Annotated in this window: 22 protein-coding genes; 9 read left to right on the top strand and 13 right to left on the bottom strand. The window is 63.9% G+C overall.

Going from position 1 to position 20,260, the window contains the following annotated elements; all coding sequences use genetic code 11:
• Positions 1-14: 14 nt before the first annotated feature.
• From BLT92_RS05045 to BLT92_RS05005, 9 genes are all read right to left on the bottom strand, one after another.
• The gene (locus BLT92_RS05045) at positions 15-812 is read right to left on the bottom strand and encodes a transporter substrate-binding domain-containing protein (protein WP_231939031.1); all 798 of its coding nucleotides are present in this window, start codon (positions 810-812) and stop codon (positions 15-17) included.
• Between the two features lie 192 nt (positions 813-1,004).
• Positions 1,005-1,475 (bottom strand): heme-binding beta-barrel domain-containing protein, encoded by a 471-nt coding sequence (locus tag BLT92_RS05040; RefSeq protein ID WP_092103734.1) that lies wholly within the window; start codon positions 1,473-1,475, stop codon positions 1,005-1,007.
• A gap of 106 nt (positions 1,476-1,581) precedes the next feature.
• Complete coding sequence (locus tag BLT92_RS05035; protein ID WP_092103732.1) at positions 1,582-3,024, bottom strand: MFS transporter; 1,443 nt, start codon at positions 3,022-3,024, stop codon at positions 1,582-1,584.
• Positions 3,025-3,250: 226 nt separating this feature from the next.
• On the bottom strand, positions 3,251-4,453 hold the full coding sequence (locus tag BLT92_RS05030; protein ID WP_092103730.1) for an MFS transporter: 1,203 nt from the start codon (positions 4,451-4,453) through the stop codon (positions 3,251-3,253).
• A 158-nt stretch (positions 4,454-4,611) separates the two neighbouring features.
• Positions 4,612-5,922, bottom strand: coding sequence for a bifunctional 3-oxoadipate enol-lactonase/4-carboxymuconolactone decarboxylase PcaDC (pcaDC, locus tag BLT92_RS21310; protein ID WP_092103728.1), 1,311 nt, complete (start codon positions 5,920-5,922; stop codon positions 4,612-4,614).
• 6 nt (positions 5,923-5,928) lie between these two features.
• On the bottom strand, positions 5,929-7,356 hold the full coding sequence (locus BLT92_RS05020) for a lyase family protein (RefSeq protein WP_092103726.1): 1,428 nt from the start codon (positions 7,354-7,356) through the stop codon (positions 5,929-5,931).
• Positions 7,357-7,436: 80 nt separating this feature from the next.
• On the bottom strand, positions 7,437-8,009 hold the full coding sequence (gene pcaG, locus BLT92_RS05015) for a protocatechuate 3,4-dioxygenase subunit alpha (protein ID WP_092103724.1): 573 nt from the start codon (positions 8,007-8,009) through the stop codon (positions 7,437-7,439).
• Positions 8,002-8,802: a protocatechuate 3,4-dioxygenase subunit beta gene (gene pcaH / locus BLT92_RS05010; protein ID WP_092103721.1), complete on the bottom strand. Its 801-nt coding sequence runs from the start codon at positions 8,800-8,802 to the stop codon at positions 8,002-8,004. Before pcaH ends, pcaG begins: the two co-directional genes overlap by 8 nt.
• A gap of 75 nt (positions 8,803-8,877) precedes the next feature.
• Entirely contained in the window at positions 8,878-10,062 is a 1,185-nt protein-coding gene (locus BLT92_RS05005) for a 4-hydroxybenzoate 3-monooxygenase (protein WP_092103719.1), read from the bottom strand.
• 281 nt (positions 10,063-10,343) lie between these two features.
• Between BLT92_RS05005 and BLT92_RS05000 the strand changes: the two genes are divergently transcribed.
• The 6 genes from BLT92_RS05000 (at position 10,344) to BLT92_RS04975 (ending at position 15,136) form a co-directional block, all read left to right on the top strand.
• Entirely contained in the window at positions 10,344-11,399 is a 1,056-nt protein-coding gene (locus BLT92_RS05000) for a YeeE/YedE family protein (RefSeq protein WP_157691330.1), read from the top strand.
• On the top strand, positions 11,396-11,620 hold the full coding sequence (locus tag BLT92_RS04995; RefSeq protein ID WP_092103717.1) for a sulfurtransferase TusA family protein: 225 nt from the start codon (positions 11,396-11,398) through the stop codon (positions 11,618-11,620). The genes BLT92_RS05000 and BLT92_RS04995 overlap by 4 nt, the downstream gene beginning before the upstream one ends.
• A gap of 252 nt (positions 11,621-11,872) precedes the next feature.
• Positions 11,873-12,478, top strand: coding sequence for a SipW-dependent-type signal peptide-containing protein (locus tag BLT92_RS04990; RefSeq protein WP_092103715.1), 606 nt, complete (start codon positions 11,873-11,875; stop codon positions 12,476-12,478).
• A 35-nt stretch (positions 12,479-12,513) separates the two neighbouring features.
• Positions 12,514-13,239 carry a SipW-dependent-type signal peptide-containing protein gene (locus tag BLT92_RS04985; RefSeq protein WP_157691329.1) on the top strand — a complete coding sequence of 242 codons (726 nt, stop codon included), beginning with the start codon at positions 12,514-12,516 and terminating at the stop codon, positions 13,237-13,239.
• The gene (locus BLT92_RS04980) at positions 13,236-14,591 is read left to right on the top strand and encodes a signal peptidase I (protein ID WP_231939030.1); all 1,356 of its coding nucleotides are present in this window, start codon (positions 13,236-13,238) and stop codon (positions 14,589-14,591) included. Before BLT92_RS04985 ends, BLT92_RS04980 begins: the two co-directional genes overlap by 4 nt.
• A gap of 71 nt (positions 14,592-14,662) precedes the next feature.
• Positions 14,663-15,136, top strand: coding sequence for a hypothetical protein (locus BLT92_RS04975; RefSeq protein ID WP_157691328.1), 474 nt, complete (start codon positions 14,663-14,665; stop codon positions 15,134-15,136).
• Here the strand turns inward: BLT92_RS04975 and BLT92_RS04970 are convergent.
• Complete coding sequence (locus BLT92_RS04970) at positions 15,133-16,011, bottom strand: class II glutamine amidotransferase (RefSeq protein ID WP_092103707.1); 879 nt, start codon at positions 16,009-16,011, stop codon at positions 15,133-15,135. The two genes, BLT92_RS04975 and BLT92_RS04970, sit on opposite strands and share 4 nt — an antisense overlap.
• A gap of 190 nt (positions 16,012-16,201) precedes the next feature.
• Between BLT92_RS04970 and BLT92_RS04965 the strand changes: the two genes are divergently transcribed.
• From BLT92_RS04965 to BLT92_RS04955, 3 genes are read left to right on the top strand one after another with little or no spacing between them, the layout of a single operon-like run.
• The gene (locus BLT92_RS04965) at positions 16,202-16,735 is read left to right on the top strand and encodes an O-acetyl-ADP-ribose deacetylase (protein WP_092103703.1); all 534 of its coding nucleotides are present in this window, start codon (positions 16,202-16,204) and stop codon (positions 16,733-16,735) included.
• A 22-nt stretch (positions 16,736-16,757) separates the two neighbouring features.
• Positions 16,758-17,090 (top strand): DUF1499 domain-containing protein, encoded by a 333-nt coding sequence (locus tag BLT92_RS04960; RefSeq protein WP_092103701.1) that lies wholly within the window; start codon positions 16,758-16,760, stop codon positions 17,088-17,090.
• Entirely contained in the window at positions 17,090-17,446 is a 357-nt protein-coding gene (locus BLT92_RS04955; protein ID WP_092103699.1) for a VOC family protein, read from the top strand. The genes BLT92_RS04960 and BLT92_RS04955 overlap by 1 nt, the downstream gene beginning before the upstream one ends.
• A 30-nt stretch (positions 17,447-17,476) precedes the next feature.
• On the opposite strand, the gene BLT92_RS04950 is transcribed toward BLT92_RS04955, so the two are convergent.
• The 3 genes from BLT92_RS04950 to BLT92_RS04940 form a co-directional block, all read right to left on the bottom strand.
• Entirely contained in the window at positions 17,477-18,265 is a 789-nt protein-coding gene (locus BLT92_RS04950; RefSeq protein WP_092103697.1) for a nucleotidyl transferase AbiEii/AbiGii toxin family protein, read from the bottom strand.
• A complete protein-coding gene (locus BLT92_RS04945; protein WP_157691327.1) occupies positions 18,265-19,284 on the bottom strand; it encodes a type IV toxin-antitoxin system AbiEi family antitoxin in 1,020 nt (339 codons plus the stop codon). Before BLT92_RS04945 ends, BLT92_RS04950 begins: the two co-directional genes overlap by 1 nt.
• 96 nt (positions 19,285-19,380) lie before the next feature.
• Positions 19,381-20,139, bottom strand: coding sequence for an SDR family NAD(P)-dependent oxidoreductase (locus tag BLT92_RS04940; protein ID WP_092108801.1), 759 nt, complete (start codon positions 20,137-20,139; stop codon positions 19,381-19,383).
• Between the last annotated feature and the right edge of the window lie 121 nt (positions 20,140-20,260).

The raw sequence follows: 20,260 nt of genomic DNA, 5'->3' as shown, positions 1-20,260 counted from the left end.
CTTCTCGTCAGCGATCACTTGGGGGCGTCGCCGAACCACTTTTCGTAGATCTTGTCGTACTCGCCGTTGTCCTTGATTTCCTTGATGGTCTCGTCGACGGCCTTCTTCATCTCGGTGTTGCCCTTTTTGAAACCGATGCCGTAGTGCTCTCCGGTGTCGATGTCGAAGCCGACCGCGAAGCCGTCGTTGGTTGCGGCATAGTCGTAGAGGACGCCGTTGTCATTGATGACCGCGTCGGCCTGGCCGTTCTTCAGCGCTTGGAGGGACAGGGGCAGATCTTCGTAGGTGATGACCTCGGCATCCTTGAAGTTCTCCGTCGCATAGGCGAGGCCCGTCGTTCCGGCCTGAGCCGCGACCTTGAAGCCCTTGAGAGCGTCGGCATCCTTCGCGGTCTTGTCGTCCTTGGTCAGGATCGCCTGGTTCGCTGCGAAGTAGGGTTCGGAGAAGTCGATGGCTTCCTGTCGCTCAGGCGTGATCGTCATGGCAGCCGCTGCGACATCGCACTGGCCCTGATTGAAGGCGGCGCCGGTGGTGATGGTTTCGAAGGGGGTGTTGACGATCTTCTGCTCGACGCCGAGCTTCTTCGCCACAGCGTCGACGACGTCGACGTCGAAACCGACGACCTCGTCGTCCTTCTCGAACTGGAACGGCTGGTAGGACAGGTGGGTGCAGGTCGTCAGCTTGCCTTCTTCGACGACGGGGACTCCGCCTTCGGCTGTGGCCGCGGCTTCTTCGCCGCCTCCACCGCATGCGGACAGGGCGAGCATGGCGCCGGCGGCCACTGTGGCCAGGGTCAGGCGTCGTTTCATCATTCCTCCAGAAGTGTCGGTGACATCAATGTCACAAAACAGGTGTCGCTTCAGACCAAAGTCTGAACGACGTCTGGAAAGAAGCGTACCGTGCCCTGGATCACACTTATGACCAACTCGGCCCCGCCGAGGCGGTCGTTGCCAAATCGTAGTGTTGAAGTCCCGTTCCGGTGGCAGCCGGGGCCGGCGCCGTCTTCAGGTATCTGCTCTGTGCAGGTCCGAATGGAGGTGGTGAGTCATAGCCTCACCGACGGCGGCCATGGAGAAGTCGACCGACATCTGATTCTTCGTCAGTCGGTAGGTTCGAGCGGTTGCCTGGACTGATTTCGCCGAGGTGGCCACGAGGACCTGCGGCGACGCCAGCTCGAGGAGCAGCTCGTCCTCAGTTGAAGTCAGGGTGCCTTCGGCCAGTTCGGCGTGCCCGGTCGGTTGGGCCAGAACGAACTCCACGGTCGAAGGAGTGGGGCTGCGCAGGAATCCCGTCTCCATGTGCATGGGCTGGCCCTCGGGCGACCAGGTTCGCTGCTGATAGACCAGGAAGGGTTTGGCGACCTCGCTGAAGACCAGTTCTTCGGTGTAGCTGAAGGGGTCGATCGTGGGGTAGTGGCCCGATCCGGGGCCCCGCCAGGTGCCGATCAAGGGCTGCAGCTGCGGCGGAAGCGCCACGGTCGTCCTCTCCGGGCCGATTGTCTGGGCCGATTGTTCTCGTCTCGATCCTAGGGCACGCCGTGGCTGGGGAGCCAGGGGCCCGAGGATCGAGACGTCCGCTGCCTCAGCTCAGCTGATCCTCGAGATCAAGCTGTGAGGTGTCCTTGGCCAGGAACAGTGCGATGAACGTGAGGATCGCCGCGCCGATGATGTAGAGACCGCAGTAGAAGATCGTTCCGCCCTCGGCCTGCCACAGAGCCACCATGGCGAACGGTGCCGGACCCGCGCCGATGACGCTGGACATGTTGTACGACACCGCCGATCCGGTGTAGCGGACATTGGCGGGGAACAGCTCGGGCAGGTACGCGGCCATCGGACCGAACGTCAGCCCCATGAGGATGAATCCGATGATCAGGGCGATGATGACGCCTACTGTTCCGGCGTTGAACAGGGTATTGACGACGATGCCGTAGGCGGCGATGAGGATCGTCACTCCCATGAGCATCTTCCTGCGGCCCAGCTTCTCCGCGAGAGGTCCGGAGACCACGGTGAAGATGCCGAAGAACACGACGCCGATGATGAGATAGGTGAGGAACTCGTTCTTCGAGTAGCCGAGCCCCGCGACAAACCCGGTGGGATCGAAGGTCGTGCCGGCAGCCTCGGCGGCGGCCTGCGCCTGCCCAGTGGTGGCCGGGGACGTGCCGTAGGTGAGGGTGAACGCGGTCATGAAGTAGAAGATCACGTAGGTCGCGAACATGATGAAGGTGCCGAGGATCAGCGGCTTCCAGCTCGACCTGAACACGCGGCCGATCGGGGCCTTCGAGATCTGCTGCTTCTGGGCGACCAGCTGGAACGCAGGAGTCTCCATGAGCGACATGCGAACGTAGAGGCCGACGGCCACCAGCAGCGCCGAGAGCAGGAAGGGCACGCGCCAGCCCCAGGCGAGGAACGCCTCGGGGGAGGTCCAGGCATTGAGTCCGACGAAGAGCAGATTGGCGATGATGAAGCCGACCGGTGCGCCCAGCTGCGGGAAGGTCCCCCAGATGGCGCGTTTGCCCTTCGGCGCGTTCTCGGTGGCCAGCAGCGCCGCCCCCGACCATTCGCCGCCGAGGCCCACACCCTGGCAGAAGCGCAGGAGGACGAGGAACAGCGGGGCCAGGACGATCCAGCCCGGTGTGGTCGCAGTCGGGAGGAGGCCGATGAGGAAGGTGCCGATGCCCATGATGAGCAGCGATGCGATGAGCGTCTTCTTCCGGCCGATGCGGTCACCGAAGTGGCCGAAGATGATCGAGCCGAGGGGGCGGGCGACGAAGGCGACGCCGAAGATCGCGAAGGAGCTCAGCAGCTGAGTCGTCGAGGTCTGGTGGGGGAAGAAGAGGGCCGGGAACACCAGCGAGGAGGCTGTCGCATAGGCATAGAAGTCGAAGAATTCGATCGTGGTGCCGACCATCGAGGCGGTGAGAACCTTGCCCCGGGTGTTGTTCTTCCGAGTCGCCGCGATGACATCGGCGTCGGTTTCGGATCCGGGCTGCGAGTTCGGGGAGCCCGGCTGTGTATCGGTGGACATTTTCTTTGTGCTCCGCTGTTGATGAGATACGAAGGCACGGGCGGATGGTGCTCGTGTCAGATGAAAGTCGCCGGACACAGGGTGAACGACGACCGTACGACACTACTCCTGTCTCACGCAGTGCGACCCGAAGGTATCAGAAGTTGAGATTACTTGTACGTCCGAGTGATCTGCACGACTCAGTCCCCAAGTCGCGGCACGACTCAGATGCCAAGCCCCGCCGTCCTCAGACCTCAACGGTCGAGCGGTTCGCGGTGCTGCCTCGGCGGAAGGCGATTGCGATGATGAGGACGATGAGGCCGGCCAGGCACAGGCCGACGCCCACCCAGGCCGGGGCACGGAAGCCCAGACCTGCGGTGATGACGATGCCGCCGAGCCAGGCGCCGAGGGCGTTGGCGAGGTTGAACGCGGCGTGGTTCATGGCCGCCGACAGGCTCGGGGCGTCGTGGGAGTCACGCAGCAGACGCATCTGCAGGGCGGTGGTGATCATCGAGCCGGCGATGCCGATGAGGAAGAGCGCGATGATGGCGACGGCAGCGATGTGGGTGAAGGCGCCGAAGGCGGAGAGCACGATGGCGGAGAGGATCATGCCGCCGATGCCCGAGCGTTCGATGGATTTGTCGACGAGTGGACCGGCGATGAGCGAGCCGGCGGTCATTCCGAGGCCGTAGACGGCCAGCACCCAGGGGATCGCGACTTCGGGGACACCGGCGACCTCGGTCATGGTCGGGGTGATGTAGGTGTAGACGGCGAACATGCCGCCGAAGCCCACGGAGCCCGCGAGCAGTGTGAGAATGATCTGCGGCCTGGCCAGTGCCTTCATCTCACCGCGAGCCGAGGGAACGCCGCCGAGCTTCACGCGGGGCACAGCGACGGCGACCATGATGACGCAGAGGATGCCGAGTGCGGCGACCAGCGCGTAGGCACTGCGCCAGCCGAACATGTTGCCCAGCGCCGTGGCGATGGGGACGCCGACGATGTTCGCGATCGTCAGGCCCAGCATGACGCGTGCCATGGCTCGCCCGCGGCGGTTCGGGGGCACGAGCGAGGAGGCGACGATCGCGCCGATGCCCAGAAAGGCACCGTGGGGGAGTCCGCTGGCGAAGCGGGCGATGTTGAACAGGGTGGCGTCGGGAGCGAACATCGAGGCGACGTTGCCGAGGGCGAAGAGTCCCATCAGGCCCAGCAGCAGGCTCTTGCGATCCATGTGCGCGGCGATGGTGGTGATCAGCGGTGCTCCCACGACGACGCCGATCGCGTAGAAGGACACGGCGTGGCCCGCCTGGGGCACGGTGATGTCGAGCTCGCGGGCGATGTGGGGCAGCAGACCCATGGTGGCGAACTCGGTCACGCCGATCGCGAATGCGCCGATCGCCAGGGCGAAGACGGCGAATTTGTAGACTCGGCGTGGCACCGGAGCGTCGCTCATGGAGTCCCTTCGGACGAAGTGGGTGGATCGAACAGCCGCGGCGCCCGAGGTCGCAGACGCGACCGGGCTATGCGCCGCAACCGAACAAGCCTATTGCCCATCGTCGGCCACCGACAGCCCCACAGACGCAATGTGACGATTCGAACAGCGCCGGCGTCTCAGCCCTCATCGTCAATCTCGGCCAACGCCTGCGAGGCCACGGAGAACGCGGTGTTGGCACTGGGCACCGAGCAATAGATGGCGGACTGGAGCAGGACTTCCTTGATCTCATCGCGGCTCAGGCCGTTGCGCACGGCGGCCTTGACGTGCATAGCGAGCTCGGCCTCATGGCCGCCGGCGATCATCGCGGTCAGCGTGATCGCCGAGCGCATGCGCTTCTCAAGTCCCGGGCGGGTCCAGATCTCGCCCCAGGCGTAGCGGGTGATGAGGTCCTGGAAGTCGGCCGTGAAGTCATCGACCTTCGCATTCGCCCGGTCGACGTGGGCGTCGGAGAGAACCTGCCGACGCACGGTCATTCCCGCCTCGCGGACCTCGTCGCGGCTGGCCTCGCGTGGGCCTGAAGCGGTGGGCAGATCCGCCGAGGCGGCCTCCGAGTTCTGCGCGCCCGTGCTGTTTCCGCCCGCAGCGTTTCCGGTCATGAAGTCGTTCAGCAGGCCCGCAGTGACTGCCGGTGCCTCGGCAGGAACGAGGTGGGCGGCACCTTCGATGACTTCGAGGAGGGCACCCGTGATGCCGTTGGCGATCTCCGCGAGCTTGGTCGGCGGGGTCGGCCGATCTTCGGAGCCGGCAACGGCGAGGATGGGGATGGCGATCTCCGACAGGCGCGAGCGGACGTCGAAGGAGGCCAGCGCGTGACACAGTGCTGCGTAGGAGAACCGGTCGGCGTCCTGCAGGGAATGCAGCAGTGCGGACGAGGCCTCTGGTTCGCGAGTCATGAAGCCCTCACCGAACCAGCGCTGGGCCGAGCCGATGACCTGTGTGGGCGTGCCCGAGGTCGCGACGACCTCAGCGCGTTCCTCCCAGCCGCTGGCCTCACCGATCTTCGCGCCGGTGCAGAACACGGCGGCGCGGTCGAAGCGGTCACCGTGGTCGAGCGCCAGCTGCAGGGCGATCGCGCCACCGATCGAGTCACCGGCCAGACTGATCCGGAGGTCGCCTGTGTCGGTGGAGCCGGCAACGTCGGGAAGCACACGGTCGATGGTGGCCAGCACCGCCTCGGCGAGGTCGTCCATCGTCAACTTGGGAACTGCAGGCGTCCCCGCGGGGACGTCGACCGGAGCAGAACGACCGTGGCCGGGCAGGTCGATGCCGATGACCGTCGTCTCCGGGTCCACACCGCCCAGGTGCGTGGCGGCGGACTGCCACAGCGCGCCCACCGAGGTGCCCAAAGAGGGCAGGACGACGAGGATGCGCGGATTCGCGGCGGCAGGGGTGGTCGGTGCGGTGAGGACGGTTGCGGTGAGTTCCACGTCAGGTCACTTTCTCGAGGCGAAGGGGAGGAGGCCCGGGGACACGGGCTCGGGTCCGTTGATGGTGTCAACGATGGTCTGGCGGATGTCCTCGGCATCACCGAGGTAGTTCTCCGGGGAGAAGAAGCCGTCGAGGTCGACCTCAGCTGGGTTGCCCTCGTTGCTCGTCTCGTCCTGGGTGGCAGGGTGCTTCTCCAGTGCCGCTTTGAGTGCGGCCACAGGATCACCGCCGCCGGCGATGATTTCCTGGATCTCGGCCTTCGCCAGGCGGTCTCCGAAGGCGATGGTGAGCCGCTCGGCAAAGATCCCGGGGCTGGCAGTCTCGACGTTGGTTCGCATCGCTTCGGGGTTGACGCTCAGGCCCTCGCCCATCGTCTGGAGCATGATCAGCGAGGACACGGCCAGGCCCATGAGCTCGGACAGGGCCGGCCATTCGGCGTGCCAGGCGCCGTCGGAGCGTTCTTCGATCGCCTCGGCGGCGGTCGAGGTCAGTGTTGCCATGAGGCCGGGAGCGCGCATGCCGTTGCGGTGGAGGAGGACCGCCGAGGTGGGGTTGACCTTCTGCGGCATCGCGGAGGACCCGCCGGTCGCCGCCAGACTCAGTTCGCCGACCTCGGGGCGGGTGCCGATGAGCACGTCACGCGCGATGGAAGCCCCAACGGTCACGCATTGGGTGAGGTGGGAGGCCCAGTTGAGAACTCGGACACGGTCGGTGTGCCAGGGCACGGGGACGCTGGTGAGCGCGGCGTCGGGACCGCGCAGCTGCACATGGAACTGCCGGAGCAGAGCGTCGGTCTGAGGTCCGGCGAACTCGCGGATCGCGGCCCGAGTCCCGGCGGCGCCGCCGATCTGCACGTAGTCGATGCGTGGGGTGAGGCTCTGGACTTCCTGGACCTCCGCGGCCCAGGCAGCAGCCTTGAGCCCGAAGGTCGTCGGCAGTGCCGGTTGGGTCAACGTGCGGGCCAGGCACACGGTGTCGGCGTGGGCGTCGGAGAGTCCGACGAGCAGCTCGCAGATGACGTCGAGGCGCGCATGCGTTTGGCGAGCGACTCGCGCCATGAGCAGCCCGAGCGCTGAATCCATGACGTCCTGGCTGGTCAGACCCTTGTGCAGGGCGCGTGAAGCGTCGTGGCTGAGGCGTGATCGGACGGCTGCGAGGAAGGGGATGACCGGGTTGCCGCCGGATTCGGCGTCTGCGGCGAGCGTTTCCAGTTCTGCGGAGTCGGCCAGCAGCGATCGGGTGGTGGCTTCGATCCCGGCCACCGCCTCGGCGCGGGAGTCGGCGGAGATCAGCCCGGCATGTGCCTGAGCGTTGATCCAGGCCGATTCCACGTCGCCGAGTGCGGACACAAGGGCGACATCGTCGATGGCCTCGGCACCTCGCAGATCGCCCGGGGCGAAGAGGAGACGCGTATGGGCAACGGTGTCAGTCATTGTGTGTCCTCTCTTATCGCGGCAAACACGGTTGAGTATTCTGTGCGGCTCTCCTCAGTCTGCGTGACCGAGGAACGTCCTCAGTCTTCGTGGCTGGGGAACCGCAGGAACGGTGTTTCTTCCTCACCCTGCAACCGTATGTCGAAACGCAGTGATCCGTCAGCCTCACGAGTGGCAATAAGACGATCTCGCTCGGCCGGCTCAAGAGAGGACAGCAGCGGATCGGCAGCCAGCGCGGCGGCGTCCTCGGGGAGATAGATCCTGGTGAAGAGCCTGTTCAACAGTCCACGAGCGAAGACGACGACGCTGATGAACGGTGCCTTGCCCGCCTCGGTGGGGCCGGGATTGAGAGTCGAGAAGACGAATCGTCCCTGAGGGTCGACCTCGTTGCGGCCGAAGCCGGTGAACGTGAAGCCGTCGCGGCGCAGCGAGCCCGAATTTCGGGAGACGGCACCGTTCTCGTCCGGTTGCCAGATCTCGAGGATGGCATCGGGGACGGGTGTGCCGGCTCCGTCATAGACGTTGCCGTGCAGCTGCACGGCACCGGCCTTGGCAGGGGGAACGAGTTCGTTGTCGCCGGGCCACGGCATGGCGTAGCCGTAGAACGGGCCGACGGTCTGGCCGGGTGTCGCGGTGAGCTTGTCGTCAGTCATCGTCCTCTTCTTCCATCCAGGTGCGGTTGGCTCCGGTGAGCACGATGTCCCAGTTGTAGCCCATGAGGAATTCGTGCTCGGTGATGTCGTGGTCGTAGGTGGCGACGAGACGGTCGCGAGCTTTCTGGTCCGTGATCGACTGATAGATCGGGTCGAGAGCGAACAGCGGATCGCTGGGGAAGTACATCTGGGTGATCATGCGCTGAGTGAATTCGGTCCCGAAGAGCGAGAAGTGGATGTGGGCGGGCCGCCACGCATTGTGGTGGTTCTTCCACGGGTAGGGACCGGGCTTGATCGTCGTGAACGAGTAGGAGCCGTCGTCGCCGGTCAGGGTGCGCCCGACACCGGTGAAATTCGGGTCGATCGGGGCCGGGTGCTGATCGCGTTTGTGGATGTAGCGTCCGGCGGAGTTGGCCTGCCAGATTTCGACGAGTTGGTTGCGCACGGGGCGGCCGTTGCCGTCGAGGACGCGGCCGGTGACCTTGATACGTTCGCCGATCGGTTCCCCGCCGGCCTGGATGGTCAGATCCGACTCGAGGTTCGCCAAGTCACGGTGGCCGAAGGCGGGGGAGAAGAGCTCGATGGTCTCCGGGTCCGTGTGCCGGGGGTTCTTCGTGGGATGCCGCAGAATCGATGACCGATACGGCCGGTAGTCCAGACGGGGCTGCGTCTCGGCCGGTGCCCCCGCAGAGACTGCGTTCTTGTGTTCGGTCTCGATCGTCTCGATCTCGGCAGACAGGGTCTGCTGTGACTCGGCCGCATCATCTGGGCCGGAGAGTTTCTGTGCACCCATGGTCGAACCTTTCTCGAAGTGTGCTCGTGAACAAATGAGTTGTGTGAAATCCGTGAAAAATCGCCATCAGGCGGCTCAGCCCTTCGGCCAACCGGTGTAGCACTCGGCGAGGTAGCGCCGGCCGTGCTCGGATTCGAGGATCGAATTGAGCTCGCCGAGGCTGCGCTTCGTTTCGAACGCATCCTGGCTCGGGTCGGAGTGGAGCATCCGGGTCATCTGGTAGGAGAAGTTCTGCGCCTTCCACACACGTTTCGTCGCGGTCTGCGAATACCCGGTCAGCGCCTCGGCGTCGGAATCCTTCAGCGCCGAGATCAGCGCCGGAGCGAGCACGGACACGTCGGCGAACGCGAGGTTGAGGCCCTTCGCCCCTGTCGGTGGGACGGTGTGGGCGCTGTCGCCGGCGAGGAACAGGGAGCCGTGCTGCATCGGCTCGGTCACGGCTGAGCGGAAGGGCAGGATGTTCTTGTCGATGATCGGACCCGTCTTGAGCTCGAAGCCGTCGGGCCCGTCGACTCGGGCCTGCAGCTCTGCCCAGATGCGGTCATCGGACCACTCGGCCGCCTCGGTGTCGGGGGAGGCCTGGAGGTACATGCGCTGCACGGACTCGCTGCGCTGGGAGATCAGCGCGAAGCCGCGCTCGGAGCGGGAGTAGATGAGGACCTCGTGGCTGGGCGGGGCCTCGCAGAGGATGCCGAACCAAGCGAAGGGGTACTCGTGGAAGAAGCGCTGCTTCGTCGCGGCCGGGATCATCGCCCGGCAGGGGCCACGGGACCCATCGGAGCCGATGACATAGCGGGCTTTGATTCTCAGCTCGTCACCGTCCTCGGTCGCCGCTGTGACCCAAGGCCGCTCGGTTTCGATATCGCCGATCGCGGTGTCGGTGACCGAGTAGAACGTCGGGCGTCCGGTGCGTTCACGGGCTGCAGAGAGGTCGACGAAGATCTCGTTCTGCGGGTAGAGCCAGACGGATTCGCCGATGAGGCTGGGGAAGTCGAAGGAGTGGCTGACGCCGTCGACGCGGATGTCGATACCGTCATGCCGGTGCCCGTCGGTGTGCACCCGGGATTCGATGCCTTCGGCCTCGAGCATGCGCACGGACCCGGCTTCGAGGATGCCGGCACGGTGAGTGTGTGCAATGTCGTCGCGGCTGCGATTGTCGATGACGACGGAATCGATCCCCGCATTGTGCAGTGTGTGGGCGAGCAGCAGCCCGGCTGGACCTGCTCCGACGATCGCGACGTCGGTATGGAATTCTGGCACCTGGGCCTCCTTGCCGTATTCGTCCTCTCAGTGTGCGCCCAGTCACTGACACGAGGCGAGGGACTTATCAATGAATGAGAAATCGGATCGTGTGAGCTTCGGGTTCGGCAATGAATATGGCAGCAATGTTGACGAACGGCGAGATTGTTGAGCAAAATGGAGCCTGTTGCGTCCGATAAGGACAGATTGAGCGTTTCTGTTGCCCCACCTCGGCGACATATAGCTCAACACATACTCGAATCATTGCGGCAATCAGTCGCCCACCAGCAGAAAGCACATGAATGATCATCACCGGATTGATCGTCGGTTTGGCACTCGGATTCGTCCTCCAGCGAGGACGATTCTGCGTCACAGGAGCCTTCCGCGATCTCACTCTGACCGGGAACACGCGGTGGTTCTCGGCGCTCATCCTCCTCATCGCTGTGCATTCGATCGGGTTGTTCCTGCTCAATGCGCTCGGTGTCATCACGTTGGAGTCTTCGCCGTTCCCCTGGCTGGCCACGATCATCGGCGGCCTCATCTTCGGCTTCGCCATCGTGCTCGCAGGCGGATGCGCCACCGGCACCTATTACCGCGCCGGCGAAGGGCTGGTCGGCAGCTGGTTCGCGCTGATCTTCTACGCGCTGACGTCTGCGGTTATGAAGCTCGGTCCTGGTGCCTCGTTCACCGAGGGGCTGCGCTCGATCACGGTCGAGAGCGGCACGCTCCAGGCCTCGACGGGGCTGAGTCCGTGGGTCTTCGTCGCGATCCTGTCGGCGATCGCCGTTTGGGTCACGGTCCATCACAACCGAAAGAACACGACTCCACTGGCGACCCTGCCGCCGCTGAAGAAGGGCCTGGCACACATCCTCACGGAGAAGCGCTGGAACCCGTTCGCCACGGCCGCGGTCATCGGCATCATCGCGACGATCGCCTGGCCTCTGTCGGCAGCGACCGGACGCAACTCGGGCCTGGGGATCACCACCCCCTCGGCGAACCTGACGGGCTACCTGGCAACCGGCGATGCGTCGCTCGTTGATTGGGGCGTCATGCTCGTCATCGGCATTATCGTGGGATCGTTCATCGCGGCGAAGGCCTCGGGCGAATTCCGGATTCGGGTTCCCGACCAGGGCACCGTGGTCAAGTCGATCGTCGGCGGAGTCGGCATGGGCGTCGGCGCAGCGATCGCCGGCGGCTGCACCGTCGGTAACGCCATGGTCTCGACCGCACAGTTCGAGTACCAAGGCTGGGTCGCGACCTTCTTCATGATCGTCGGCGCAGGAGTCGCCGCGAAATTCACTATCAAGTCGGGAGCGCGGACAGTGGCCGCGCAGCCCGCAGAAAGCAGGAGTGTATGAAACAAGTACTGGAGACAAATGGGCTTGTCTGCCCGTTCCCCCTGGTCGAGGCCAAGGATGCGATCGGCGAGCTGACGAACGGCGATGAGCTTGTCATCAACTTCGACTGCACCCAGGCCACCGAGGCTATTCCGCAGTGGGCGGCGGAGAACGGCTACCCCGTGACCCACTTCGACCGCACCGGTGACGCCAGCTGGACGATCACAGTACAGAAGCCCTGACCCGCTGTAGACCACCTCCCCTCGGCACCCCGAGCATCCCGTCCGCATCGGCAGTCCTGCGAATCCGCAGGGCTGCCGATGTCTTTGTAGTGTGATGTGCTCGAAATTCACCGGAAAGTGGTTGAAGAGTCTTTCATGTGCCGAAAAGCACAGGCGTGATAAATGACGTTAGTGTAAAAGTAATTGTATGATAATGATCAAGTCACCATTGATGGTGTTTTGTGCACATACGTGCTTTTACAAGGAGTCTCAATGACGCAGTCCTCGACGCGCTCGCGCAAGTTCAAAGCCATCCTCGCCGGTGGCATCGTCCTCGGTGTCGGAGCAGCCGTGACGCTGGCCGCCTGGACGGACAACGAATGGGCCGAAGGAACCTTCGGCGCCGGTTCATTCAATGTGCAGGGAAGCACCGACGGAACCGACTTCACCGATCACGAGAGCTCCGACGGTGCCGCACCGTTGAGCTTCGACCTCGACGGCGGTGACAACCTCTCTCCCGGTGACACCGTGGCCGCGCCCTTCGTCCTCCGTCTCGACGGCGAAACCTCCTACGATGCAAGCGTCGTGCTCGAAAACGCTACGGGAGGTGGCGACAACCCGGCGGCGCTGACCTACGGAATCGTGACAGTCGACAACGCTGCTGCCTGCAGTGCAGGCGCGACGGGCACCTCGATCGTTCCCGCCGGCACGGCGCTCGGTTCCACCGCCGGTGCTCAGGGCTTCGACCTCACAGCAGGTGCCGATGCAACCGAGGGTGCACCCGTCACGCTGTGCTTCAAGGTCACGGCCGACGACTCGCTGACGCAGGGCCAGAGCACGAACGCGCAGTGGCAGTTCACCGCTACCTCGGCTGAATAGTCACACCCGCCTCCGTGCGCTTTTCACTGGGTCCATTGCGCGCCCCCAATCCGTCTGAGCGGGTCTCTCCCGAGGTCCGCTCAGACGGTCGACGGCAGAACCTGGCACGCGAGCAACGGCAACGCCGCCTGCGCAATCGCCGGATCAAGGCCGTCCTCGCAGGAGGCCTGGTATTCGGCATCGGTTCGGCGGCCACCCTGGCGGCGTGGACCGACACCGAAGAAGCCTCGGGGTCATTTGAAGCAGGCACGTTCAACATCGAACTGGCCGTCGACGGCTCCTGGAACAACACCTCGGAGATGAATTTCGACGCTGCCGGGATGTACCCGGGGTCGAAGGTCTACGCGCCGGTGTTCGTACGGACCACCCCGGACACCACCATGAACGGTGAGCTGATTGTCTCGAGCGCAGGGGCGGGGAACTCGACCGGCATCGCAGGGTCTCTCGAATACCGCGCGGTGACCGAATCGATTGCTCCCGGTCAGGAGGGATCATTCAGCGATGGATGCACCGCCTCGGCGTTCGAAGGCTCCTTGCCCTTCATCTTCGGCAGCACCGGATCCCATGAGCCGCTGCTCACCGGTGGCGACGGTGACGGCCCCCAGGATCTCCACGCAGCCTCGGCCGACGTGAGGGCTTACTGCTTCGAAGTCACCCTCCCGACAGACACTCCGAACGACGCCCAGGGCACTTCGGCGGAGAACACCTGGACTTTCGGCGCCGAATCCGTCGAGACCCCCAGCGATACCGGGGCATCATGATGGCACAGAAGCGATCGCACAGATCGCCCACGTCAGGCAAGAGGACCCCGGCCTCGTGGCTCGGCGGAGCACTGCTCAACATCCTCGCCGCCCTGGGGGTTGTGTGCATTCTCCTCGTCATCCTCAGCTTTGTCTTCAACGTGTCGATCATGATGTTTCGCACCGGGTCGATGAGCCCGACGATCACTGCCGGTTCAATCGCCTTCGTCCACGAGATCCCCGCCGAAAAGATGGAAGTCGGAGACGTCATCACCGCCGATCGCGGTGAGAAGGTTCTGCCCGTAACGCACCGGGTGACATCGATCCTTGGCGCAGAGTCCGGCCAGGTCACCTTCGAGATGAAGGGCGACGCCAACGAAGCGAAAGACCCCGAGCCCTACACGGCAGAGACCGTGCGAAGAGTCATGTTCTCGATACCCGGTGTCGCCCCGGCCATCCAGTCCTTCCGCGATCCCTTGGTGCTCGGCGGCATCACGATCGCTGCCTCTCTGCTCGTCGTCTGGGCCTTCTGGCCCAGGCGCGAAGAGGACGAGGATGGTGATGAGATCGCCGAGGCGGGCGAGGGTACGCGCGCCAAGGCCGCGGCCGCACTGCGCCAAGAATCCCAATCAGCCGTCACCCGCTCACCGAAGCACGCGCTCGCCCTCCCCGTCGCAGCATTCTTATTGGCAACGAGCAATGGTCCGTTCGCCGCCACCGACACCACCACAACCAACACCGCCGCCGAGGCGCGCGGTCAGTACCTGCGGATGCGCGCCGTCGGTGACGAATCGAAGATGCTCAATCTGAGCCCCGGAGCCTCTGTGAACTGGACCGTTGACGTCTGGGCAGATGCACCAGAACCGGGAACCGTGGAGTTGGAGATTGGTTCCGGGCAGCCGACAGAGACGATTGCCGAGGAACTGCTCGTCAACGTCTATTCGTGTGCAGAGATCGTGCCCATGAGCCAGTGCTCTGGTGGTGCAACCGAGCTGCTTCACCACACCCCCCTCAACGAGCTCGGCGCAGCTCCTGACAATGACCGCTACCTGCTCGACATGCCCAGTGACGAGAAGCGCCGTGTACAAGTGACAGTCACCCTGGCCCGGAACGCCGACGCCGAGGCCGTCGCCGGCCAGCGAAGCAGCGTGCGACTGACCGCGATCGGCCAGGGAGAAGAGGTCTCACTCGGCCCCGGTGATCCCGGCGATCCTGATGATCCGAGCGATACCGGTCCTGATGCCCCCGACGTTCCCGACGACCTCCCACGAACCGGAATCGAAGGATGGCTATGGATCCTGCTGATCGCCTGCGCACTTATCGCAGCAGGGTCCGTCGTCGTCGCACGAACCCGAAGCCGGAGGAAGTCATGACTCAGTCGCGCAGGCATTGGCCGCTTCGAAGTCGGCGGTTCCGCGCACTCATTGCAGGGCTCGCCCTCGTCATGCTGGTACTCGGCCTCTCGGGCGTGCGTTCCACGATGGCCGGGTGGACCGACTCGGAGGAGGCGTGGGCAGAGTTCGCGGCCCCGACGATCCCAGGGCCAACCTTGACTGAACCCTGCGAATTCGATCCAGGCTTCCTCGGTGTTGGGGCCGAGGTTGAAATCTACTGGCAGCTGCCGACGGGCTATCAACTCGATGACATCGCCGTTGAAGCATCCACCAGTGGTCTTGGCTCCGTACTAGCCCCACTGACCGGGTTCAATCTTCAGTCGAACACCATCTCTACCGGCAACGGCACTTATACAACAGAAGTGCCCACCCACCTCCTCGGCGGCCTTATTGGTCTCGGAAGCGAACTGGAAATCGCATTCCTGGTCGAGCACGAAAGCGGATGGCAATCGGAGCCCGCCTCCGTCGCGAGCAACGCTGGGCTGATCGGTGCAATCGGCGGAAACTGCCGCAACCTGACTTAAAGCCCCACCACAGTCTCCGCCCCATCCGCCACGGTCAGCCGCAATGCCGTGTTCTGCTCGATGAGGCTCCAACCCTGGTGTTCGAGGCCCGAGGACGACACGATCATCGCCCCGTCATCGAAGCGCTGCCAGCTCATCCGGTAGTAGTGGTCCTTGTGATCGGGCGGCAGTTCGCCGTCGGTGCCCGAAGTATCGAAGTTCTGATAGGGAATCGGTGTTCCCGCGGTGGCGTGGACGACGATCATCTCGTCGGCGCTGAGGACGAGCAGGTTGATCCCCGGATGGTCGAAATCGGCCCGCAGCATCCGAACCGTCGCGATGGTGGCGTCGAACAGGCTCTCGCCCTCGGCCACGCGTCGCAGGATAAGAGCGAAGATGATCGCGGTGTCCGTGGTTCCGCCGATGCGTTCCACCTCTGCGGCCGTGGCGTATTCGCGGAGGCGTTCGATTGGATGGATGGACCCGTTGTGCGCCAGAGCGATGTTGTCGGCGAGGAACGGGTGCGAATTCTCAGTGAGGCCGACAGCCCCGTTCGTGGCCATGCGCAGGTGAGTGATCCGTGAGACCGTCGGGCGGCTGGTGAGGACTTCCGTGAGATGGCTGTCGTCGGCACCCTCGTACGGGGTGCGATACCTCTCGAGGCGACCTCCCCGAGACACAGTGTCTTGGACTTCGGGCCCCATGTCGAATGTGCCCGAGGTGGTCCCCTGTGGGCGCGCCGATTCAGCAGAATCTGCTTCTGGCCGGATCCACGCGGTGCCCCAGCCGTCGTCGTGCAGCCGACCGAGATTCTGCCACTGCCGGCAGTCGTCGGTGCCGATGAGGTCGGCCGCGCTCACCGGAGTGGGGGAGATGTAACCGAGAAGTCTGCACATGGTTCGTCGTTTCCTTCCGCAGAATACCGTCTGCCCCGCCGAGGCGGCTGTGTCATGCCAGCCTACGTCCGTTCTTATTAACACTTAGACCGTTAAGTGTTAATAAGAAGCATTGGTGCACTCAGATACGAAGGTTGGGCCAGTCCCTCGGCCCCTGTCGCAGTCCTCCCCGGCTCACTAGACTCGAACCATGAAGATAACGGTACTTGAGGGAGACATCACCGAGGCATCCGTGGACGCGATCGTCAATGCCGCGAACTCAGGCCTGCTGGGCGGAGGTGGCGTCGACGGAGCTATCCACAAGGCAGCCGGACCCGAACTGCTCGAGGCCTGCCGCGAGGTCCGCCGCACCAGCCACCCGCGTGGACTTCCCGCAGGCCAAGCCGTCGCAACAGACGCCGGCGGGCTCGAAGCCAGGTGGGTCATCCACACCGTCGGCCCGAACCGTCATCTGGGCGAGGCCGATCCTGAGGTGCTTGAATCATGCTTCGAATCGAGCCTCAACTTAGCCGTTGAACTCGGTGCCGCCTCGGTGGCCTTCCCAGCTATCGGCGGGGGAGTCTACGGATGGTCGGCCAGGGACGTCGCCGAGGCGGCCCATTCCGTCATCGTCGACGGCCGGGAACATGGACGCTGGGAGTCGATTCGCGAGGTCAATTTCGTCCTCTTCAGCGACTCGATGACGAGCGTGTTCTGCCAGGTCTTCGACCACGATCAATGGTGATGGCTGCGGTTATCCTGGACGCATGGGTGCAAGCTACGAAGAGACGATGATCGTCCCCATCGCTGCGGCCGATGTCGGGCAGAGGGCATTCGAGGTGCTGAGGCACCTGCAGGGTGCCGCCGGGTCGATTGCAACCACGCAGCCCGGTGTGCTCAGTGCCTCGTTCAGGGCGACGTGGAGAAAATGGGGTGAGAAGGTCATCGTCCACATCGATCAGGCGTCGGACGGCACCGTCGTGCGCATCCGCAGCGCCTGTGCCTTTCCCTTCCAGGTCTTCGACTGGGGAGTGAACAGGGGAAATGTGCAACGGATCAGAGCCGGACTCGAATCTCCGCGCAGGACGGAGGTCCGTTGATGGTCAAGGTCCACGACGTCATCCCCGACATTCCGGTGTCAGACATCGACGCGGCCCGAGGCTTCTACGAGGACTTCCTCGGTCTTGGAAATGAGGAGTTCAACCTGGGCTGGGTGGCTCGCTTCACCTCGGCGGAGACCGGAGCTCATGTCCAGCTCGTCACCGAGGACGCGACCGCCCCGCTCATTCCCGTGCTCTCGCTCAAGGTCGATGACATCGATGCCGCCTACGCTGAGGCGGTTGATCGCGGCTTCGACATCGTCCATCCGCTGACCACCGAGGAGTGGGGCGTGACCCGCTTCTTCGTCCGCGACCCCGACGGCAACGTCATCAACATCACCGCGCACCGGGAATGAGGAAGCAACGCTGCCGTGGTGTATCCGCCGTCAGCGCTCGAGACCCGCTGCGAACCCCCGTGAGTACGCATCGAGTAAATCCTCGGCAAACGGAGTCCGCATATGTCGGATCAGCGTCGAGCGTTGCGCTTGGTCGAGGACGATATCGAGTACGAGCTTGCCATCGCGCGGCGTGAAAGGCTTTGCGGCGATGCGAGCGTAGTGGTAGCTGGCCCCCGAAATGATATCGGCATCAGTGGCTTCGAGGGCGTCTTCGTCATTCCAGACTTCATCGTCGAAGGGGCTTTCGGACAGTGAGCTGAGGATGACGGCGAGATCCAGTCCGTCTTTGGGATTGTCATCGTGCCGTTCACTCCAAGCGAGAATCTTGAGGGCGGTCAGAGCAGCGGGGGATGCAACGTGGACTTCGGTGCCTTTCGGTAGACGCACGAGAACGGAGGTTGAGTGCGCTTCTCGGATGCCCGTGACGTTGAGGCGACTGCCGTCATTGAAGCGCACGGTCCTGTCAGACTCGTTCCCGCCGAACGGAATGATGTCGACTTCGATGCCGAGGACCTTGAATTTATGTGGCGCCGATCGTTTGCGAGTGATCAGCTGGGACAGCTCCTGGAACTGAGCATCGGTACGAACGGCTACGGCGATATCGACGTCGTGAGTGGCGCGCACCGGCAGCGTTTGCTTTCGCGCGTGTATGACGAGATCTCTCGCTGCGGCACCGATGACGAACATTTCTGTGCCTGACTTCCCGCACGCATTTGCCAGTTCGGCAAGAACTTCTTCGGGGACGGGGATGTCGGTGTGGCCGGTGAGATCGAGCATCACATGTCCTCGAAGTATTCGGAACGGATTTCGTCGATGCGAGGGTCGTCCTCGAGGAGCAGGTCGGCTCGTACGAGGAGCCGGGGTGCCTTTTGGTTGAAGGGCGGGACTGGGGGAACCTTCCAACAGGCCGGTCGAAGGCGAATCATGCCGTCGTCGGCCCGGCGGAGACGTCCTTGCTGGATGAGTTCCCGGCGGGCACGGGCGTCGCCGTCGAAGTGGATCAGCACAGAGGCAGGTCGGATGGGTGCGCCGAGGCGGGCGGCCGCTGCTTCGGAACCCAGCAGTGCGTTCGGGGGGAGGGGCGCTTCAAGCAGCTCCGAAGGAGTCCTCCAGACGGTACTGGTGAAGCGTTCCTCCGGCCAGATGCTGGGCTGCATGGCAGTGTAGGCGGAGATCCATTCGCGTTCCAATGCTGATGCTCTCAGGAGCTGGTTGTGTTTCCCCTGCAGCATTGGGGGAGTGCGCTCTCGCAGCGCGCGGACGACGCGATTGACAGTGCCCAAGGAAGCTCCGGAACTCGCCGCCAGAGCACGCTGGGAGGGGGTGACGCCGAAGTGGTCATTGGCAGTCAGGAGGGAGTACGTCACTGGTATGCCCGCACGGGTGAACGGGGCTGCAGTGACGACAGGAGCCTTATCGGGACTGCGCTTGCCAGTGATCTCGATGATCAGTCCGTCTGCACGCAGTGAAGCATTTCCGGCTGCGTCCACGTATCCGCCCCAGCCGTGGTCTTCGAGTTGCCGTGCGCGGGTGGGGACGACCTGCTCCGTGATGAGGACAGTCTTCCGGTCGTGAGGAAGCATCGCCACATCGGCCTTTGTGACAGTCGCGCTGGCCAATGCCTGGAACTCGTGTCGCTTGCCGTCGGCACCGATCAGGAGAGTGCCGGAGACGGCATGCCCGTACTCCTCTGAGCGGCTTTTCCATTCGGCGTGTGCACCGAGTTCGCCGAGGTGGCTGATTGCTCGCTCGACGAACTCGGGGGTGCGGTAAGCCGAGTGTTCAGATTTACTCATATGTTCAGAATACTTGAACATTGGTAACAATTGAACACCTCGCCGCCGGAGCAGACCCTATTGCAACTGGCTCAGCATCGACCTGGAGCCTGTGACTCAGACAGCCGTGTAGCCACCATCGATGAGGTAGTAGGCACCGGTGACGAATGAAGCATCGTCCGAGAGCAGGAAGTTCACGACCTTGGCGACCTCCTCAGCAGTGCCCAAGCGGCCGAGCGGGTGCTTGGCCTTGAGACCTTCGAGGGTCTCGGCATCCATGCTGTTCTCCAGTAGCGGGGTCGTGATGTAGCCGGGCCCGACGGAGTTGATGCGCAGCCCCTGGGCGCCGTATTCGGCCGCGGCATTCTTCGTGATGCCCACGACTCCGTGCTTGGCGGCGGTGTAGGCGCCGTTGTTGATCGCGGCGACCGATCCGTGGATCGAGGCCATGTTGACGATCGCGCTGTCCTTGGCACCGGTCTTGAGCATTGCCGGGATCTGGTGGCGCATGCCGTAGAGCACGCCGTTGAGGTTGATGTCGATGACCTTGTCCCAGTTGTCCAAGTCGGTCTCTCCAGCAGGGGCCGGTGCTCCGCCGATGCCTGCGTTGTTGACGGCATAGTTGAGCCCGCCGTAGGTGTCGACGGCGAACTTGACGACCTTCTCCGAGTCCTCCTTCACGGCCGTGTCCTGCTTGATCGCCGAGGCGGTGCCGCCGTCGTCCGTGATCTCCGCGGCAACGCGCTGGGCGGCGTCGAGATCGATGTCAGTGACGACAACCTTCGCGCTCTTGGCGGCGAGTTCCTTGCTGATGGCTTCGCCGAGGCCGGAGCCTCCGCCGGTGACGAGTGCGACCTTGCCTGTGAAATCTGTCATTGCGATGACCTTCTTCCATTGTCCGACGGTCCCAGGCATTGGGGCCTTCACCAGGTACAGCGCAGTCTCGGGCGCGGAAATTCCGTCTATTTGGTCACCTTGTCTACCTCGCCCCCTTGCC

The organism is Brevibacterium picturae (assembly GCF_900105045.1).
GTDB lineage: Bacteria > Actinomycetota > Actinomycetes > Actinomycetales > Brevibacteriaceae > Brevibacterium > Brevibacterium picturae.
Note: the sequence above shows the minus strand (reverse complement) of the source record. Positions and strands in the feature narration are given on the sequence as shown.

Excerpts from the sequence above, each read along its gene's own strand:
- BLT92_RS05030 (WP_092103730.1), bottom strand. The coding sequence starts at position 4,453 with ATGAGCGACGCTCCGGTGCCACGCCGAGTCTACAAATTCGCCGTCTTC.
- BLT92_RS05035 (WP_092103732.1), bottom strand. The coding sequence starts at position 3,024 with ATGTCCACCGATACACAGCCGGGCTCCCCGAACTCGCAGCCCGGATCC.
- BLT92_RS04975 (WP_157691328.1), top strand. The coding sequence starts at position 14,663 with ATGCTGGTACTCGGCCTCTCGGGCGTGCGTTCCACGATGGCCGGGTGG.
- BLT92_RS04995 (WP_092103717.1), top strand. The coding sequence starts at position 11,396 with ATGAAACAAGTACTGGAGACAAATGGGCTTGTCTGCCCGTTCCCCCTG.
- BLT92_RS04950 (WP_092103697.1), bottom strand. The coding sequence starts at position 18,265 with ATGCTCGATCTCACCGGCCACACCGACATCCCCGTCCCCGAAGAAGTT.
- BLT92_RS04955 (WP_092103699.1), top strand. The coding sequence starts at position 17,090 with ATGGTCAAGGTCCACGACGTCATCCCCGACATTCCGGTGTCAGACATC.
- BLT92_RS05000 (WP_157691330.1), top strand. The coding sequence starts at position 10,344 with ATGATCATCACCGGATTGATCGTCGGTTTGGCACTCGGATTCGTCCTC.
- BLT92_RS05045 (WP_231939031.1), bottom strand. The coding sequence starts at position 812 with ATGATGAAACGACGCCTGACCCTGGCCACAGTGGCCGCCGGCGCCATG.
- BLT92_RS04945 (WP_157691327.1), bottom strand. The coding sequence starts at position 19,284 with ATGAGTAAATCTGAACACTCGGCTTACCGCACCCCCGAGTTCGTCGAG.
- BLT92_RS04970 (WP_092103707.1), bottom strand. The coding sequence starts at position 16,011 with ATGTGCAGACTTCTCGGTTACATCTCCCCCACTCCGGTGAGCGCGGCC.
- BLT92_RS05020 (WP_092103726.1), bottom strand. The coding sequence starts at position 7,356 with ATGACTGACACCGTTGCCCATACGCGTCTCCTCTTCGCCCCGGGCGAT.
- BLT92_RS04980 (WP_231939030.1), top strand. The coding sequence starts at position 13,236 with ATGATGGCACAGAAGCGATCGCACAGATCGCCCACGTCAGGCAAGAGG.
- pcaG (WP_092103724.1), bottom strand. The coding sequence starts at position 8,009 with ATGACTGACGACAAGCTCACCGCGACACCCGGCCAGACCGTCGGCCCG.
- BLT92_RS04965 (WP_092103703.1), top strand. The coding sequence starts at position 16,202 with ATGAAGATAACGGTACTTGAGGGAGACATCACCGAGGCATCCGTGGAC.
- BLT92_RS04960 (WP_092103701.1), top strand. The coding sequence starts at position 16,758 with ATGGGTGCAAGCTACGAAGAGACGATGATCGTCCCCATCGCTGCGGCC.
- BLT92_RS04940 (WP_092108801.1), bottom strand. The coding sequence starts at position 20,139 with ATGACAGATTTCACAGGCAAGGTCGCACTCGTCACCGGCGGAGGCTCC.
- pcaH (WP_092103721.1), bottom strand. The coding sequence starts at position 8,802 with ATGGGTGCACAGAAACTCTCCGGCCCAGATGATGCGGCCGAGTCACAG.
- BLT92_RS04990 (WP_092103715.1), top strand. The coding sequence starts at position 11,873 with ATGACGCAGTCCTCGACGCGCTCGCGCAAGTTCAAAGCCATCCTCGCC.